Genomic DNA, 17,601 nt, shown 5'->3' on the forward strand with positions numbered 1-17,601 from the left:
TTAAAGCCTCATACGTTGATGGTCTCTGTACCAATCCATACCAGCGCGCCGCAAATACTTCATGCTGTTGCCAAGCGAGTACCTTGGGCGATTAACCACCATCCACAAGTGCTAAAGCAGCACCAACGCAAACAAAGTGCGCCATCAGATCTTACAACTGCTGACCAGCCTATTTATTTGTGGGGTAAAGTACAGCCACTTACCTTAAGTCATGATGAAAAAATAGCCTACTATCGCCGACAGCTCTCCGAAGTCATGCCATCGCTATTTGAGAAATGGCAGCCAATCGTTGGCACTTACGCCAATGAGATACGAGTAAAAAAAATGCACACACGCTGGGGCAGCTGCAACACGCGCGCGAAGCGAATCTGGCTGTCCGTTTATCTCCCTGCTTACCCTGTTGAATGCACTGAATACGTCATCGTCCATGAACTGTGCCATTTGCATCATGCCAATCATAGCCATGCGTTCTGGCAAACGGTGGCGAGTGCGATGCCAGATTATCGGCAATGGCATAACATATTGGCAGGTAAGACAGGGCAGTTGGATTAAATATCCTATCTAAATGATATAGATAATTTTAATAATCCTGATATGATAAGAAATAACGATACAAATTGTGTCGTTTAAAAAATATTTTTAGATACAAGGATGTCATATGGAAAACGTCAATCAAGCTGAGTTTTGGCAGCAGCGCTATGAGAAAAACAGCACTGGCTGGGATATGGGACAAGTATCGCCACCGCTCAAAGCTTACATTGACCAGCTACCCGAAAGTGCCAAGGATGAGGCGATACTCGTACCAGGTGCTGGTAATGCTTACGAGGTAGGCTATCTATATGAGCAAGGATTTACCAATGTCACGTTGGTTGATTTTGCACCAGCCCCGATTGAGGCGTTTGCGGCGCGCTATCCTGATTTCCCATCTGAGCAGTTAATTTGCGCGGACTTTTTTAGTTTATCCGCTGAGCAATATCAATTTGATTGGATATTGGAGCAGACGTTTTTTTGTGCGATTAATCCAGCGCGCCGTGATGAATATGTGCAGCAGATGGCAAGGTTATTAAAGCCACAAGGCAAACTGGTGGGTTTGTTGTTTGATACTGACTTTAAACGAGAGGAACCACCATTTGGTGGCACTAAAGAAGAATACCAGCAGCGTTTCCAGACTCATTTTGATATTGATATTATGGAGACGAGCGATAACTCACATCCAGCACGGCAAGGTAGTGAGCTATTTATAAAGCTGCGAGCGAAGTAAGCTCACGTTTGATATTGTCCCGAGCTTGCGCTTCTAATTGATTATAGTAATAATCAGTCAGATAGAGTCTGGGATGCGCTAGCAATCCTCGTAATACCGCAGTGCGCCCATCGCGGTAGTTATCATCTGCAACATGTGCATATTCTTGACGTATTGCGTTTACATACTGCTCATAGGTAGACCAAGGCGCACCCAAAATACTCAAATCCATATCTAGCAGATATGTCGCATCACTGTATTTAACACTGTCTATCGACTCATCTATCTGATGATTGGTCGTTATCATGATGAGTGCATAGATATGTTGGCACTGCTCCGGGCTTAAATAAGAACTCAATGCGTCTACTGCATATTCAGCGCTTTTTTGCTCATTATCTGCGCGTGTTGGGTCGTATATCACATCATGATAATACAGTGCCAACGCCACGATACGCGGCTCAGACAGATGATGTTTAATGCTTTCAAACTGTACCAATAACTGCTCAATATGACTCAAGGTATGATAAGCACGTTGTGATTCGCCATAATGCATAGCGATATCCTGCCAAAGTCTATCTATTTGCTTTGGCGAGATATCACTGGTCATAGCCGACAATTGCTGTGCAAAGCATTTGCTAAGATCGTCATGTCTATACGAAAATTCAGTCATCTATCATTTTTCGCTATTGCTGTGCTAAATGTGATGCATTTATTCCTTATTAGCCACTGCATCTTTAAACGCTTTATTAAATACTTCGCCCAGCAGGCTGACATCGTCGACACGCGCATAGTTCAGACGGGTGACAAAGGCAATATGGCGGTGTGGCCCTTCTTCAGCCAGTGGTATAGCGACGGCATTTTGGTTTTGCAGATGTAACTGATCGAGTGCCATTTCAGGCACTAGTGTCGTACCCATATTAGCGAGCGCCATTTGAATCAGCGTGTTTAGGCTGGCATCCGAGAAGCTTGACTTCATCTGCGCACGGTCAAAATGACAGACAGACAGCGTCTGATCGGTTAGGCAGTGGCCTTCACCAAGGAGCATAAGATTGGCAGTGGCTAGCTCGTCAGCGTTGATGGTGTCAAGCTTGGCATGAATGTCGTCTTTTGGGAACACGGCAAAGAAATCTTCACTCCAGAACTCAAAACTGTGCAACCCATCTACAGCATACGGCAGCGCAATGATAGCGGTATCGATATGACCGTAGCGCACTTGCTCAAGCAGGCGTTCGGTTTGCTGCTCAACGATAGTCATGCGGAACTCTGGATATTGAGCACGCAGGGCAGGCAGCACTTTTGGTAGCAAGTAAGGTGCAATTGTGGGAATGATACCAACGGTCATCGGATACGCCAGCGGTGTCTGATGGCTATGGGCGCGCGTGGTCAAATCGCTCACTTCAGAGAACACTCGTTGCGCCCTTGTGAGGATTTCTTGACCGATAGGGGTAATCAGTACTTGCTTGTTATTGCGCTCAAAAATCTGTGTATCCAGTTGTTTTTCTAATTCTGCGATACCCAAGCTCAGGGCAGACTGCGAAATATTGCAATCTTCAGCAGCACGTTTGAAGTGACGATGTTTGGCCACGGCGAGCGCAAACTCAAGTTGTCGTAAAGTAATCATAAAACCTCTCTTTTAATGGGTTTTTAATGTAATTTATCATGTTAGCCAACCTTTATAAGGCAGCAAATTACCAGTTATGTACCAATGATAAGATATAGAGAGAATAGTTTAACAAGTTTAATAAAACAAAACATCACATTAAAAACTTTTAACTGGATTAACCATAGAATTCGCGTATAGTTTGTCGGGTAGCCCAGAAAGATAAAGGGCTAGTTAAAAAATCCCTATAAATAATTTTAATTTACTTAACAAAAGAGGAGCCAATCATGGCGTCTATTATCAATCAAGCAATCCCAGAATTTTCAGCAGATGCATATGTAAACGGTGAATTCAAAACCATCACCTCAGAAGACGTAAAAGGTAACTGGGCGATTTTCCTATTTTACCCAGCTGATTTCACTTTTGTTTGCCCAACTGAGCTAGAAGACATGGCCGCTCATTACGACGAGCTAAAAGGTTTGGGTGTTGAAGTATACTCAGTATCAACTGACACGCATTTTACGCACAAAGCATGGCATGATTCTTCAGAAGCAATCGGCAAAGTACAGTATCCAATGATCGGCGATCCTACTGGTAAAATCACTCGCGGCTTCAATGTCATGATTGAAGAAGCAGGTTTGGCTGAACGCGGTACGTTCTTAGTAGATCCTGATGGCTTGATCCAAGTAGCAGAAATCCACGCTGGCGGTATTGGCCGTAGCGCAAAAGATATGCTACGTAAAGTAAAAGCAGCTCAGTACGTTCGTGAAAACGACGGCGAAGTTTGCCCAGCAGCTTGGGAACAAGGCGGCGATACACTTAAGCCAAGTCTTGACCTAGTTGGTAAAATCTAAGTAATTATTTTATCGCTTAGATAAGGTAGCGCTGGATTACATACTTTTAGTGTGAATCAGTTCTACAAATAAAGACCCCATTAACTGATGTTGATGGGGTCTTTTTATGGTGCTAGCTACAATCCTATAAATCTTATTTATTGATCATAAGCGTAGTAGGCGCAGTAGGCATAGTATTAGGCGCGAGATTGCTCTTTATTTTTATCAATAATCTTATAAATCTCGTCTTTGAGATGTAATTTACGCCGTTTCATTTGTTCTATTTCTTCTTCACGGCTGGCATGCTTGACTAGATCTTTTTCGAGGTAATTAATCTTTTGGTCAAGCTCGGTATGCTCATCAAAAACACTCGCAAAATGACTGTCTTTGAGCTTTAGTTCGGCAATAATATCTCTATTATCGTGGAAAGTATCTGTTTTTCTCATGTGTTCATCCTTGTCATGAAACGCAAGCTTGTCATAAGCAATCGCGTATGGTGTTAAAAAACGGCTTAACTTAAGAACTATTCTCGATTGTAGCGAAAAAATAACCTAGATACTATGGCTATTAACTACTAGTACATTTATATTTAATTAATTAAACCTATTAATGATTGGTTTTATAAAACGTAAGGTTTGAGTTTCTCAGCTTGCCCAAATGCTGCGAACACCTGATAATAGGGTCATTCAAGAGCGAAAGCTCGATATATACAATGTTTTTTATAAAATTATTAAGTGTAAGAATTTCATATTTAGGCGTGCAGCATAACAGTTGCCGTTACATATTCAGTCATAATGAGGAACAAACATGATAGATCAAAATTTATTAGACGCAGTTAAGACATATAGCGAAAACATGACGCGCCCGATTACTTTTGTATTGGGTAGTGGTGAGCACAGCAAACGCGCTGAACTCATTGATTTTTTGACCAAGATTGCTGGTACAACTGACAAAATTAACTTCGATGTAGAAGCGACTGATGATAGCCTACCAAGCGCGATTAGTTTTAAAGTAGTCAGTCATATTGATGGAGAGACTGCTGATACAGGTATCGTATTCAGTGGTATTCCTGGGGGTCACGAGTTTACCTCATTGATTCTAGCTATTTTGCAAGCGGGTGGTCATACGCTGAAATTGGATGAAGGTATCCAAAAGTTAGTCAAGCGTTTTAATAAGCCATTACAGTTCCAGACCTATGTGTCATTATCGTGCCATAGCTGTCCAGAAGTGGTTCAGGCGTTGAATCAATTTGCGCTACTAAACGATGGTATCAGCAATGAGATGATCGATGGCGCGCTATTCCAAGAGCAAGTCGAAGCAAACAAAATCCAAGGTGTACCGGCAGTATTCTTAAATGGCAAACCGTTTGCTAATGGTCTGATTGACACTGCCAAACTGATTGGAAAACTACAAGAGCAGTTTCCTGATCTGTTGTCAGATGTGGAAGATGATGCTGAGCAACTAGAGCAGCAAGATGTCACTATCATTGGTGCAGGTCCTGCAGGCGTGGCGGCAGCCATTTATACCGCGCGTAAAGGTCTGAAAGTGACCATGGTTGCTGACCGTATCGGTGGACAGGTCAAAGACACGCAAGATATCGAAAACTTAATATCTGTGCCTTTAACGAATGGTACTGATTTGTCGACTAATTTCGTCAAGCACTTGGCTGAATACAACATTACGCTAAAAGAGCATGTAAGTGTAAAAGACATCAGCGAGACAGAAGAAGAAAACTACAGCATCAACCTAAATACCGGTGAGACGTTTGAGACTCGCAGTATTATCTTGGCGACAGGTGCCCAGTGGCGTAAGCTTGGTGTACCGGGTGAAGAAGAAAACATCGGTAAAGGCGTGGCTTTCTGTGCGCATTGTGATGGTCCATTCTTTAAAGGTAAAGATATCTCAGTGATCGGCGGTGGCAACTCAGGCGTTGAGGCAGCATTAGATTTGGCAGGTATTGTTAAGCACGTCACTGTATTAGAGTTCGCTGATGAGTTAAAAGCAGACCAGGTATTGATCAATAAGGCCAAAGAAAAATCCAATATTGAATTCATCACTGGTGCTGCGACGCAAGAAATTAAGGCGACTGATGGCAAAGTATCGTCCATCGTCTATCAAGACCGCAGCACAGGCGAGACGCATGAGCGTGATTTATCAGGTGTGTTTGTACAAATCGGTCTCGTACCAAACACTGGATTTGTTAAAGGCTTTGTCGATTTAAACCGCTTTGGCGAGATTGAGATTGATGAGCGCTGCCGTACAGATCGCAAAGGTATCTTTGCTTGCGGTGACGTGACCACCGTACCATTCAAGCAGATTAATATTGCGATGGGTGAGGGTAGTAAAGCGGCATTGTCAGCATTTGAATATTTGGTTATGCAGTAAGCTTCAGTATCAGAAGAAAAAGCCACCTCAATTGAGGTGGCTTTTTTTTCGTTTTTATAGGAATTTTTCTATAGAATAGCGCCTAAAGTTTAAAAACCAGTCATTTTGATGAGTGAATAAAGCAATTTCTCTCGAAAAATGTCATCATTTACGTTACAAGTGCGCCATTTACGTTACAAATACGGGTCTTAGATGCGATAATAAGCCCAATAAAACCTATCATAGCATCATGAACTATAAGGAAAATAGGCATGGAATATATAGAATCTTTTTTTGCCCTAGTTGGGGATTTAACATGGGGCTGGGCACTCGTGCCTATGTTAATTATTTTTGGTTTATTATTTACCATTGTAGGCAAGTTCGCCCAGTTTACATACTTTAAGCGTATGTTTCGTGTATTTAAAACGGATGAAGTAGGAGATGACGGCATTTCTGCCCGTCAGGCATTGCTCGTTTCGATCGGTGGACGTGTTGGTGGTGGTAACATTGCTGGTGTTGCCGTTGCAATCTCTTTAGGTGGTCCCGGTGCAGTTTTTTGGATGTGGGTTGTGGCCCTCATCGGCATGATGACCAGTATTGTTGAATGTAGCTTGGCTCAGCTTTACAAGCGCAGAGACAATGATGGTAACTTTCGCGGCGGCCCTGCAACGTATATTTTACACGGTTTAGGTAAAGATTATCGTTGGCTCGCTGTCATTTATGCTATTGCTTTACTACTGTCTTTTTCCATTGGATTTATCGCATTCCAAGGTAATACGGTAGCAGGTTCCGCGCTTGAGAGTTTCGGGATTGATCGCTGGATATCAGGTGCGGTACTGGTGGTTGCGGGTGGATTTATCGTTTTTGGTGGTATCCAGCGTATTGCAAAAGTCGCTGACGTTGTCATTCCCGTGATGGCGTTGATTTACATTGGTATGGCACTAATTATCATCGTGCTGAATATCACTGAACTGCCTGCACTGATGGCAATGATTGTGAAAAATGCATTCGGTATTGAATCTGTCGTTGGCGGTGGTATTGGTGTGGCGATTGAACAAGGCATGAAGCGCGGTCTGTTCTCTAATGAGGCAGGTTTGGGTTCTGCGCCTAACATCGCGGCGACCGCTTATGCTACGCATCCAGTCAGTCAAGGTATCTCACAGTCACTATCAGTATTTATCGATACGATTGTTGTATGTAGTGCCACCGCATTTATGATTTTACTCAGCGGCGTTTATCAGCCAGGTGCCGAAGTGGATGGTATTGTACTAGCGCAGCAAGCGCTCACCGCTCAGCTGGGTGATTGGTCACAGTACGTGTTAACCATCTCGCTACTGCTGTTTGCATTAAGCTCGATCATGTATAACTACTATATGGGCGAAAATGCGATTAACTTCTTAGTTAAGAAGAATATTAAAGCAGCGACCTTGGTATTACGCATTGTGGTGATTGCGATCTTGTTCTTGGGCGCGGTAGCACCTGCGGCAACCACTGTCTTCTTCTTCGCTGATCCATTGATGGGCGTACTCGCACTAGCCAACTTACTCGCCTTGATTATGTTGTTCCCACGTGCCAAGCGCTTACTTGACGATTTTGCCCGTCAATTAAAATCAGGCGTCAAAGAGCCATTATTCGATGCACAAGAGTATGAGAAATTGGATCTCGATCTGAGTGCATGGGGCAAAAAAGCAGTAAAAGAGGCGTTAGAGCAAAAACAGTAATACGCTCAACGTCTTATTAAAAAAAACCACTTTGGCTCAGCTGAAGTGGTTTTTTTGTGGAAAGTAGTATTTAGCTGACAAAATACCCGATAACGAGACAATCTCACCCGCTTCATCTTCTTTGATAATCCGTGTCTCTTGCAGTGCTGCTTGAATCCAAGCTTTGATATGCGGGTTATTCAGCATGGTCTGGCAGTATTGCTTAGTCAATGGGTGCAAAGCGATATTGGATGCATCAGCATAGGTCTGTAATCGCAGCACCACTGGGGCAAAAAAGACATCAGCTGCTGTGAAATGTCCAAACAAATAGCTATCTTCTGAACGTCTCTTTAAGCAATCGGCAAAAATAGCTTCAATACGAGCAATGTCTGCTAAGCACGCCTCACTTGGATGTATCTTAGTAGTCGCTCTTATATTCATTGGCATCTCATTACGAATACCTAATAATCCTGAATGCATCTCAGCAATGATGCTTTGGCAATAAGCGCTGTTTATTCTGTTCTGACTATCATTTTGTAATTTAGCGTCAGATTTTTTGATGCCTGTCCAAATATTGGTATCCGTAAAATACTCATTAATGTGCATCGCAATGGCTAATGTATCCCAGACAGTGACTTTTTCATCACCTTCACCATAGACCAATACAGGGACTTTTCCCGTTGGCGAATGCGCCTCAAGTATTGGGCGTGCTGAGGGATCAAACAGTTCAATCAGCTGCTCGTCAAAGTCAATACTGAACGCTTTTAGCAATAGCCAAGCGCGTAGCGACCAAGAGGAGTAGTTTTTGTTACCGATGATCAGTAGTGGTTTTTGCATCACATAGTCCTATGAAGCCATATCAATAAAATTTTATTATGTACTCAATATTGAGAATTAACCAGTCTTAAGTTGAGTGATATTTCCATCATTTAAATGATATCCCAAAAAAAGCCCATCCAATATATGGACGGGCGTTTTCAGTTTTAAGTAGGACATTTTGTTAATTTGACAAAAGACTAGTCGTCTAACAAATCCATTTGCTTGGCGGCTTCATAGATACCGTTTGAGCGGTTACCTGTACGGCAAAAGATAAGCATTGGCTGCTCAGCTTGATTGAAGAAATCTGCAAATGCTTCGACATGCTGCTGCGTCAAGCCATTACCTGAGAATGAAATCTCTTTATAAGCAAGTCCTGCTTCTTTAGCAGCAGCTTCAATATCTGCACTGGTTGGCTGATTTGGCTCTTCACCATCAGGACGGTTGTTGATAATGGTTTTAAAGCCGTTTTCGGCAATCATAGGGACTTGGTCAGGGGTAATCTGTCCGATAAAGCTAACTTCATGGCTCATAGGAGCTCCTTTTTTTATTGGTTCAGTTGATGGTGTAAAATAATTGGCGATTCAACAAGAGCGATAAGAGAGGCTATAACAGGCCTTGCATCAATGCGCTTTGATACAGCAGTTTGGCCCGCGCGCCAGTCCCGCAAAACATCAATATGGGCTTTGGCATCGAATGATAAAAGTCAGCAAACTGCTCTACGGTCAGCATACTCAAGCGCTCATCATCGAATGGTAGATGATGATAGGTTAGGTTTGCTTCCTTCGTGGCAGTTGCCAAATCACAGCTGTTAGGCTGTGTCTCGATCTCAGCGTCTGGACGTATATTGAGCACTGAGCGATAGCCAAGCTCAGCAATTTTGATACATTGGCTTGGGTAGATTTGCTTATAAATCGTTAGGTCATCAGTCATAAATAGCTTCAGTTATCGTTGTTAATATATATTTATTATTGAGGTCGTGGCAGAGATTATAAAATGGGGTCAAGCACTGTTGAGAATGAAAAAACAGGGTGATATGTGTTTATGTGCCATTACCTATGTTCAGTCAATCTAGCATAACACAGGCTCTATCATAGCGATATTGTACGATAGACGACAGTAGCGATTGAAAGTGTGGTACAAAAATAATGACGCAGCTATCTATCCTTTAGAGCATCGACGGCATCTAACGTACTGAGATAAACTTGCCCTGACAGCTCACTAATAAGCGGAGTTTGCCCGATGATATCCATTACAGGGCCTTTGATAAAACTAAAATGTAAGCGCTTGTTTTGCAGCGCAAGCTCTTTATTTAAGGTACTGAGCATCTCTTGTGCCGTCAGATCAATATGATTGACCGCGGCCATGATCAAAACAATTTCCTGCGCTGCTGGATATTGCTGCATGGCATTTATAATACGGCGGTGTACCGATTCACTATTACCAAAAAACAAACTCTCATCGATACGCAGCATCAATAAATTGTCAAAAGTCACCACATCGTGACGATTGATATTGCGAAAGTGTCCTGTACCACCTAGCTGTCCCACGATGGCGACATGTGGCTTGCTCGATTGCCAGATCAGGCTGGCAAATGACACCATTAGGCCAATGACCAAACCCGTATTTAGCCCAAATATAAGCACACCGACGAACGCAGCCAAAAAGCTAGCACCATCCAAGCGATCACGCTGCCAAGCAGACTTTAAGGTCGCAATATCTATCAGACCAATGATAGAAGCCATAATGGTTGCACCGAGTAGTGCATAAGGCAAGGGTGCAAGTGCATTACTAAAGGCAATCAGCGCGGCAATCATTACCAGCACAGTGACGAGGCTGGCAAGCGGTGTCTTTGCCCCTGAATCGGCATTGATCGCCGTGCGAGAAAAGCCACCTGCGACCGCAAAGCTCTGAAACAGCCCGCCAGATAGATTGGCAAGACCAAGACCCGTCAGCTCATGGTTGGCATCGAAGCTCTCACCACGCAAGCGTGCGTAAGTACTGGCAACGGAACTGCTAGAAACAAAGACGATCAGTGCCATCAATCCTGCAGTCGGCAAGAGCTTGAGCGCTTCCTGTAGATCGGTCATATGCGGTAGCGTAAAGCTGGGTAAACCTTGTGGAATACTACCAATGGTCGCAACCCCTAGCGAGTCCCAGTGCAATAGCATACTCAGAACGATAGCAATACCCAGTAAAACCAGTGGAAATAAACGTTCGGCCCATTTGGCATACGATGATGACAGCCACGTTCGCCATACCCATTGACTCGCATAGCGGTTAGCGACCAACAGCGAAAACGCGATAATACCAATCACTAACGTTAGCGGATGCACCTGACTGGCATAGTGCTGCATGGTAGATAAATAGCCAACCAAGCTGCTACCAGCAATAGGAATCGCCATCAGATACTTTAGCTGACTGACAAAGATAAGTACTGCCGCGCCGCTCACAAACCCTGCTGAGACGCCGCGACTGATAAACTGCATAATCCAGCCAAGCTTTAACCGCCCTGCAATCCACAGCAGTGCGCCTACCATCAATGCCAATAAACTCGCCATCAGAGCATACTGCTCTGTGCCTTGCTCAGCATAAGGCAGTAGACCACTGGCCGTCATAATAGCGGTGATAGCGACGGGCCCGACGGCTTGTACGTTGCTAGAACCCAGCCAAGCATAGACGAGCACAGGCACGATCGCAGAATACAGACCATACACGGGCGGTAGACCAGCAAGGACTGCATAGCCTAGGCTCTGCGGTATCACCAGTACGCCCACCACCAGTCCTGCGACAAGATCGGTCGGTAACGCTGTGAGCTGGTATTGGCGCAGCCAAGTAGGAATCAGACGAGCAGCGATAGAAGACATATCAATACATCACCAAGATAGAAAGCAGCTTAAAACAGTCAGGCGAGTACGGCATTATTCGGTTTTGGCACAAAATCTCTGATAAAGCAGCTCTAGTACGGCCAAGGCATCGTCACTTGCGATGCTATAGTAGATTTGCTTGCCTTCACGGCGTGTCGCAACCAGCTCGTCTTTACGCAAGATACCTAACTGCTGCGACAAGCTTGGTTGTCCAACACCGACCAGTCCTTCAAGCTCACCGACACAGTATTCACCTTGTGTCAACTGACAGAGCAGAAGCAGGCGATCAGGGTGCGAGAGCGACTTTAGTAGCTGGCTGGCTTGCATCGAGGCTTGTTGCATTTGTTTAGCAAGATCGATAGATGAAAAGTCTGCGCTATCAGATGACACCTCATCGTTAGCGCTGTGAGTAGACATACTCATTGCTGAATTAGAAGTAGCCAGAATAAGCTCCTTATATAATAGGGCAGTCACTGCCATATTATTTTTAATAATATATGGTTGATTATCAATGATATCGCGCCATATAGCAAGATATCATTATTTACATTATATAAATTGATAAAATGTATTACAGTTGCTATATTGGTGATAACAAATAATTCGTAAATATAAGCAAACATTATATACGACTCAATATCATACTTAAGGGTTAATTAGAGATAAAAAAAGCCCTATAGCAAAAACATTCATAGATAAGTAAAGAGGCAACCATGCAAGTTCATTCTTTCTTAGATAGAGACACAGAAACCTACACTCATGTACTCGCCGATGTCGAGCAGCAAGTGTGTGCGATTGTCGATCCCGTATTAAATTTTGATGCAAAATCAGGCAGGACGAGCACGAGCAGCGTTGACGAGGTCATTGAGTTCGTACGTGAAAATGATTGGACGCTCAAGTACATTATTGAAACGCATGCTCATGCTGATCATTTATCGGCGGCCATCCACGTCAAAGAAAGCCTTGGTGGGCAATTGGTCATGGGTCAGCACATCACCGAAGTACAAAAAATATTTAAGCAAATCTTTAACTTTGATACCAGTTTTCGCACCGATGCCAGTCAGTTTGATATTTTGACGGACGATGGTGAGACGCTAGCGCTGGGTAACATTACGATCACCGCAATATACGTACCGGGGCATACCCGTGCCGATATGGCTTATGTGGCTGTTGACTCTGAGAAAACAGTGGTTTTCGTTGGCGATACGTTGTTTGCTCCTGACGTAGGCACTGCTCGTTGTGATTTCCCAGGCGGTGACGCAAAGACGCTCTATCGCTCCATCCAAAAGCTACTGGCGCTTCCCGGCGATACGGTGATGTATCTGTGCCATGACTATCCGCGTGAGAGTCGTCAGCACTGCCCAACGACTACGGTTGCGGCGCAAAAACTAGAAAACATCCATGTCAAAGACAGTATCAACGAAGCAGAGTTTGTGCAGATGCGTGAGCGCCGCGATGCGACCTTGGACATGCCGCGTCTGATTATCCCAGCGGTACAAGTGAATATTGATGCGGGGAACTTTCCAGAACCAGAAGACAACGGTACGCGTTATCTGAAAGTACCCATCAATGTACTCGGTGAATAAACCAAGTTGTGCCATTGACGATCGTTACTACCTAATAAATGACATATAAAAGGCACAGCCATGAAAATAAATATCGGCAGTACTGAACGGTTACTACGTATTATTGTTGGCGTGGTGATTATCGCATTAGGTATATATTATGGCAGTTGGTGGGGCGTAATCGGCTTAGTTCCTTTACTAACAGGATTATCGCGTTTTTGCCCTCTGTATAGCATGCTTGGTATGAATACCTGCAAGCGTTAAGTGGTTCAATAAAGGGAGAAGACAGTGAATCCATACGAGCGTTATGTATTGCCGAAGCTGATAGATGTCGCTTGTAGCACAGGCAATGTAATGAAAGCTCGGTCCAAAATTGTTCCTCAGGCGCTCGGTGAGGTATTAGAGATTGGCGTTGGTAGCGGTCTAAATTTGCAGTTTTATGATTCCAAAAAAGTCTCTGCTATTATCGGTATTGACCCAGCAGCTCAGATGCAGACGTTAGCACGGCAGCGAGCAGCTGACATTAGCATTCCAGTTGATGTGGTAGCGGTGGATGTGCAGGGTATTCATGCTGATACGGATAGGTTTGATACTATTGTTATGACCTTTACCCTATGCAATATCGACGATCCGATCTCAGCATTACAAGAAATGATGCGTGTGCTGAAACCTGACGGTCGCTTGTTATTCTGTGAGCATGGCTTGGCGCCAGATATTTCTGTCGAGCGCTGGCAGCATCGATTGACGCCTTTTTGGAAACCGATGGCGGGCGGTTGTCATTTAGATCGTGATATTCCAGCGTTAATTAGAGCAGGCGGTTTTTTCATCGATGAGTTGAGCGAAGCGTACTTACCCGGTCCACGACCGATGAGCTATGTGTATAGTGGTGTGGCACAGCAAGTGGTATAAAGAACGAGTATCAGCAACTATGTTAAAATGATTTATGTAAGTATTTTGTGCAGATAGCTTTTATTCGCAGATACCAATAACGAATCTTTAAGAAGTAAAGCGATTAGAATAATTAAAATAGGAGTCAAATGATGAGCGAACACAGTTTTCATTTAGTATGCCCACATTGCCAAGCAACCAATCGCGTGCCTGCTGCACGGCTGAGCGCGGCACCAAAATGCGGCAAATGTAGTCAATCATTATTGACCGCAAGCCCGCACGAGCTCAACGCGCAAACAGCCAGTAAAGTTATCCAAAAGAACGACGTATTGACCATTGTGGATTTTTGGGCGAGCTGGTGTCAGCCGTGTATTATGATGGCGCCAGAATTTAAAACGGCTGCTGGTCAATTGCCGCAGGTAGTGTTTGCTAAAGTACAGACGGATAAATACGAACAGGCGACCGCTCCTTATAATATCCGCAGTTTACCAACGATGGTAGCTTTTAGAAATGGTAAGGAAGTCGCGCGTCAGTCAGGCGCACTACCAAGCAACCAAATTGTTCAGTGGGTGCAAAGCCTGCAGGTGTAGGGCTTAGTAAAGTAATATTCGTCAGATTAGGACAATGCTTGTAAGCTATAATAATAAAAAAGCCAATATGCTGATCGCGTATTGGCTTTTTTCTTGTGTCATGCACTATCTTAATCATTTAGACAGCTTTTGCTTAAACTTATTCACCATAAATTTTGATGCCATTGGCAAAACTACAGCGTTGAATACGGGCAGTTTGTACGATGGCATCACGCTCACCATAGAGCCGCGATAACTTTGCATCACGCGCTTTGGTATTGTTGCTTTTGCCAACCCCAAAGCTAATATTGGGAGAGATGCCCCAACGCCCTGCCGAGACGCCAACACCCACACCCGAAGCCGACAAGGTAGATTGCTCATTGCGCGCCGCTTCAACATAACGGTTGACGCGATTGTACTCTTGGCTCAATGCTTGGCAGTTATAGTTTTGATAAGTGCTGGGCGGCACATATTGCGGCGTGACATTACCAGTAGAGGCACAGCCTGAGAGCGCAAAAACGCCAACTGTTGCCAGTATTGTCGCTGTGGTAAACGTTTTCATAGTGGCTCCATTAGGCTAAGTGATTGTATTTATATCTATTTAAGATAGCAAAAATAGCATGATTAAGATATTGAAAAAATATAAATGGTTAAATGTTTTACGGTCTTATCAATACGGCTGCTTGTGCGATAGCAGTACGATATTTACTCAAAATATTGAAGCTCTTCTACAGCAACAATTACTATCAAAATAAATTGGCTGGTTTGGCAAAGGCGAGTATTACAATACCAACATATGCGATAGCTGAAATCAGGATACCTGTTTTGCTCTGAGTAGGTGTCGCATGAGCATTAAAGGCTTTAATACTTGAGCTAATCGCTGCGATAAGTAAGATAATTTTGGCAAATACCCACTGTACAGGGGCATTAACACTCATCAGTTGCATGAGCATGATCGCACCTGACAGGATCAGTAGTGCGTAGATAATATGAGTGGCGATTTTGACCACGCGTGGCGCGCATCTATTTGCGCTGAGCACTAAGTAGCTCTGATATAAGAACAGCACAATGGTCAGTACCGCCATCAGCATGTGTAGATGTTTCATCGAATATTGCTCCTGCTAGACCTACATTATATGGGCTTGCTTAAAATATTTTATCGTCAGCTATTTATTTTGACCCGCGCATAATGGACTGTCAGGGCTTTGACCTTGCCATTCTGTCGGCGTGTAAGCATGAATGGCTAAGGCATGTACTTGACCGCCTTGTGACGTCAATAAAGACGTAACCAATCCATATATTAGCTGATGACGCCCGACCAGTCGCTTGCCCTCGAATGCCTCACTGACAATAGTGAGCTTAAAGTGGCTTTCTTTGCCTTCGAAATAGCCAGCATGGGCCATTGACTCATTGATTAGTTCGATGTGCTGCGGGTCTAGAGCCTGTAGCTTGGCATGAAGTGCATCGGCGGTAGGTGTAGTGCTCATAACAATCCTTCAATGTATATTGCGCAATTCTATTAGGCAATCTGCAAATGATATCTATCGACATTATAGCAGACAGAGCAAACGATATAGAGAGCTATTAGAAAGCCTTTACTGTCTAAGCAAGCCCCAATAAAAAAGCAAAGCACAACACGTTAGTTGTACTTTGCTTTTTGTATCTACACACTTGATAAATCAAACATCAAAGTGGAGGGCGATGTATTAACGACGCGACCTTTGATACAGAGGCATGACTTTTGGCATCAACGATTGTAGCTCTGCGATACGGCTGCTGCTCGTTGGGTGAGTGCTTAGGAATTGAGGCGGCTCGCCTTGGCTCGCACGCTGCATTTTTTGCCATAAAGTAATAGCGGCTTGCGGGTTGTAACCTGCACGTGCCATTAATTCAAGACCAATTTGATCGGCTTCGCTCTCTTGGGTACGGCTATGCGGACGGCTCAAGCCTAGATCGCCAGCAACGCTTGCTAGCTGCGCTTGGCCTTGTGATAGACCAAAGATACTGGCAGCAACACCGATACCTGTCTGGGTCGCGTATTCGCGTGAGATGCGTTCACGTGAGTGCTCACGTAATGCGTGAGAGATTTCATGCCCCATGATTGCAGCAATCTCATCATCAGTTAAGTTCAGGCGGTCAATGATGCCTGAGTAAAACATAACTTTACCACCTGGCATAACAAAAGCATTCAACTGGTCAGATTTGATCGTGTGTACTTCCCATTTCCATTTTGCTGCATCTGCACGATAAACACCCACTTGACCAACCAAACGATTAGCAATGTTTTTCAAGCGATTCAATTGGGCGGTATTGGTATCCAATACACCTTTGGATCTTGCATCTTGCAATGTCTTAGCGTAGCTCTGTGCAGATAGCTGCAATACTTGCTCGCTAGAAACCAATAATAACTGCTGACGATCGACGCCGACGGCACCAGTATTAGTTGTACTGGTACAACCAGTCAATGTCAGCGCGGACAATGAAGCCGCCATCACACTAGTGGTCAATAGTTTTTTCATGAAAAGCATCCTCTCGATAAATGGTAAAAAGCAAAATCAAACAAAGTAAATCGCGTTGTAGTAGGTAATGGCGCTATTTTTTATAACTCTTTATCGACGCCCAATCACCTACTAAGACAGTAAAAGCCTGTTTGAGCTGTCATTGTAGATAAGTATAATAATGTTAACCAAGTAAAACCAAGATAGGAAAAGTAACAATAGAGCGTATGATTGTAAGTGAAATAGACATTACTCATAATGAAGTAACGTTTTGCTTTTAGTCGTAGTAAAGAACTTTTTATAGAAATGTACACACGTGACATAAGGTAAATTGTAAACTGATAAGGTTTAGCTGAAGTAGTAGGTATCAATAACAGAGGATAAAACTCAAAGTGCTATTATTAATATAAAATAATTTATATTTTTCTAAAAGTAATTCCTGTTTTTAAATCAATTGCTTATGTTGTATTTTCTCAAAAACGAAGGTCTGGACTGAAAATATTAGCCATGATTTTTAAAAAAGGTGTTGACACCCACAGAATATTTGCTAAAATAGCCAGCCTATCGAGACGGAGTAGTTGTTAACAACACGATGATTCGATAATAAGCGGGAATAGCTCAGTGGTAGAGCATAACCTTGCCAAGGTTGGGGTCGAGAGTT

General features: G+C 43.6%; 21 protein-coding genes. 9 read left to right on the plus strand and 12 right to left on the minus strand.

Annotation, left to right across the window (positions count from 1 at the left end; translation table 11 throughout):
• Positions 1-18: 18 nt before the first annotated feature.
• Both I3255_RS11175 and I3255_RS11180 read left to right on the plus strand, forming a co-directional pair.
• The gene (locus I3255_RS11175; protein ID WP_238038881.1) at positions 19-552 is read left to right on the plus strand and encodes a M48 family metallopeptidase; all 534 of its coding nucleotides are present in this window, start codon (positions 19-21) and stop codon (positions 550-552) included.
• Between the two features lie 106 nt (positions 553-658).
• Entirely contained in the window at positions 659-1,261 is a 603-nt protein-coding gene (locus I3255_RS11180) for a methyltransferase domain-containing protein (RefSeq protein ID WP_238038882.1), read from the plus strand.
• On the opposite strand, the gene I3255_RS11185 is transcribed toward I3255_RS11180, so the two are convergent.
• Both I3255_RS11185 and I3255_RS11190 read right to left on the minus strand, forming a co-directional pair.
• On the minus strand, positions 1,239-1,910 hold the full coding sequence (locus tag I3255_RS11185; RefSeq protein ID WP_238038883.1) for a hypothetical protein: 672 nt from the start codon (positions 1,908-1,910) through the stop codon (positions 1,239-1,241). The two genes, I3255_RS11180 and I3255_RS11185, sit on opposite strands and share 23 nt — an antisense overlap.
• Before the next feature lie 39 nt (positions 1,911-1,949).
• Entirely contained in the window at positions 1,950-2,861 is a 912-nt protein-coding gene (locus I3255_RS11190) for a hydrogen peroxide-inducible genes activator (protein WP_238038884.1), read from the minus strand.
• A 266-nt stretch (positions 2,862-3,127) separates the two neighbouring features.
• Here I3255_RS11190 and ahpC point away from each other — a divergent pair, with 266 nt between their 5' ends.
• The gene (gene ahpC, locus I3255_RS11195; RefSeq protein ID WP_058025494.1) at positions 3,128-3,694 is read left to right on the plus strand and encodes an alkyl hydroperoxide reductase subunit C; all 567 of its coding nucleotides are present in this window, start codon (positions 3,128-3,130) and stop codon (positions 3,692-3,694) included.
• A 176-nt stretch (positions 3,695-3,870) separates the two neighbouring features.
• Here ahpC and I3255_RS11200 read toward each other — a convergent pair whose 3' ends face one another.
• The gene (locus I3255_RS11200; RefSeq protein ID WP_238038885.1) at positions 3,871-4,119 is read right to left on the minus strand and encodes a DUF465 domain-containing protein; all 249 of its coding nucleotides are present in this window, start codon (positions 4,117-4,119) and stop codon (positions 3,871-3,873) included.
• 361 nt (positions 4,120-4,480) lie between these two features.
• Between I3255_RS11200 and ahpF the strand changes: the two genes are divergently transcribed.
• Complete coding sequence (gene ahpF, locus I3255_RS11205) at positions 4,481-6,058, plus strand: alkyl hydroperoxide reductase subunit F (protein ID WP_238038886.1); 1,578 nt, start codon at positions 4,481-4,483, stop codon at positions 6,056-6,058.
• 251 nt (positions 6,059-6,309) lie between these two features.
• The gene (locus tag I3255_RS11210) at positions 6,310-7,758 is read left to right on the plus strand and encodes an alanine/glycine:cation symporter family protein (protein ID WP_238038887.1); all 1,449 of its coding nucleotides are present in this window, start codon (positions 6,310-6,312) and stop codon (positions 7,756-7,758) included.
• 36 nt (positions 7,759-7,794) lie between these two features.
• On the opposite strand, the gene I3255_RS11215 is transcribed toward I3255_RS11210, so the two are convergent.
• The 5 genes from I3255_RS11215 to I3255_RS11235 form a co-directional block, all read right to left on the minus strand.
• On the minus strand, positions 7,795-8,574 hold the full coding sequence (locus tag I3255_RS11215; protein ID WP_238038888.1) for a glutathione S-transferase family protein: 780 nt from the start codon (positions 8,572-8,574) through the stop codon (positions 7,795-7,797).
• Between the two features lie 179 nt (positions 8,575-8,753).
• Positions 8,754-9,086, minus strand: a complete 333-nt coding sequence (locus I3255_RS11220; RefSeq protein WP_238038889.1) for a TIGR01244 family sulfur transferase — start codon at positions 9,084-9,086, stop codon at positions 8,754-8,756.
• A 73-nt stretch (positions 9,087-9,159) separates the two neighbouring features.
• Positions 9,160-9,486, minus strand: coding sequence for a sulfur transferase domain-containing protein (locus I3255_RS11225; RefSeq protein ID WP_238038890.1), 327 nt, complete (start codon positions 9,484-9,486; stop codon positions 9,160-9,162).
• A 224-nt stretch (positions 9,487-9,710) separates the two neighbouring features.
• Entirely contained in the window at positions 9,711-11,420 is a 1,710-nt protein-coding gene (locus I3255_RS11230; protein WP_238038891.1) for a SulP family inorganic anion transporter, read from the minus strand.
• 54 nt (positions 11,421-11,474) lie between these two features.
• Positions 11,475-11,837, minus strand: coding sequence for a metalloregulator ArsR/SmtB family transcription factor (locus I3255_RS11235; RefSeq protein WP_238038892.1), 363 nt, complete (start codon positions 11,835-11,837; stop codon positions 11,475-11,477).
• A 296-nt stretch (positions 11,838-12,133) separates the two neighbouring features.
• On the opposite strand from I3255_RS11235, the gene I3255_RS11240 reads away from it, so the two are divergent.
• The 4 genes from I3255_RS11240 (at position 12,134) to trxC (ending at position 14,463) form a co-directional block, all read left to right on the plus strand.
• On the plus strand, positions 12,134-13,006 hold the full coding sequence (locus I3255_RS11240; protein ID WP_238038893.1) for an MBL fold metallo-hydrolase: 873 nt from the start codon (positions 12,134-12,136) through the stop codon (positions 13,004-13,006).
• 60 nt (positions 13,007-13,066) lie between these two features.
• Positions 13,067-13,249: a DUF2892 domain-containing protein gene (locus I3255_RS11245; protein WP_201597955.1), complete on the plus strand. Its 183-nt coding sequence runs from the start codon at positions 13,067-13,069 to the stop codon at positions 13,247-13,249.
• 24 nt (positions 13,250-13,273) lie between these two features.
• Positions 13,274-13,894 (plus strand): methyltransferase domain-containing protein, encoded by a 621-nt coding sequence (locus tag I3255_RS11250; RefSeq protein ID WP_238038894.1) that lies wholly within the window; start codon positions 13,274-13,276, stop codon positions 13,892-13,894.
• Between the two features lie 131 nt (positions 13,895-14,025).
• Positions 14,026-14,463: a thioredoxin TrxC gene (gene trxC, locus I3255_RS11255; protein ID WP_238038895.1), complete on the plus strand. Its 438-nt coding sequence runs from the start codon at positions 14,026-14,028 to the stop codon at positions 14,461-14,463.
• 139 nt (positions 14,464-14,602) lie between these two features.
• Here the strand turns inward: trxC and I3255_RS11260 are convergent, their stop codons facing one another.
• From I3255_RS11260 to I3255_RS11275, 4 genes are all read right to left on the minus strand, one after another.
• Positions 14,603-15,004 (minus strand): hypothetical protein, encoded by a 402-nt coding sequence (locus tag I3255_RS11260; protein WP_238038896.1) that lies wholly within the window; start codon positions 15,002-15,004, stop codon positions 14,603-14,605.
• A 184-nt stretch (positions 15,005-15,188) separates the two neighbouring features.
• Complete coding sequence (locus tag I3255_RS11265) at positions 15,189-15,548, minus strand: SirB2 family protein (protein WP_238038897.1); 360 nt, start codon at positions 15,546-15,548, stop codon at positions 15,189-15,191.
• A gap of 60 nt (positions 15,549-15,608) precedes the next feature.
• Entirely contained in the window at positions 15,609-15,929 is a 321-nt protein-coding gene (locus I3255_RS11270; RefSeq protein WP_238038898.1) for a BolA family protein, read from the minus strand.
• A gap of 219 nt (positions 15,930-16,148) precedes the next feature.
• Positions 16,149-16,961 (minus strand): M48 family metallopeptidase, encoded by an 813-nt coding sequence (locus I3255_RS11275; RefSeq protein ID WP_238038899.1) that lies wholly within the window; start codon positions 16,959-16,961, stop codon positions 16,149-16,151.
• Positions 16,962-17,601 lie beyond the last annotated feature (640 nt).

Origin of the sequence: Psychrobacter sp. Ps6 (assembly GCF_022129235.1) — a bacterium.
Lineage (GTDB): Bacteria > Pseudomonadota > Gammaproteobacteria > Pseudomonadales > Moraxellaceae > Psychrobacter.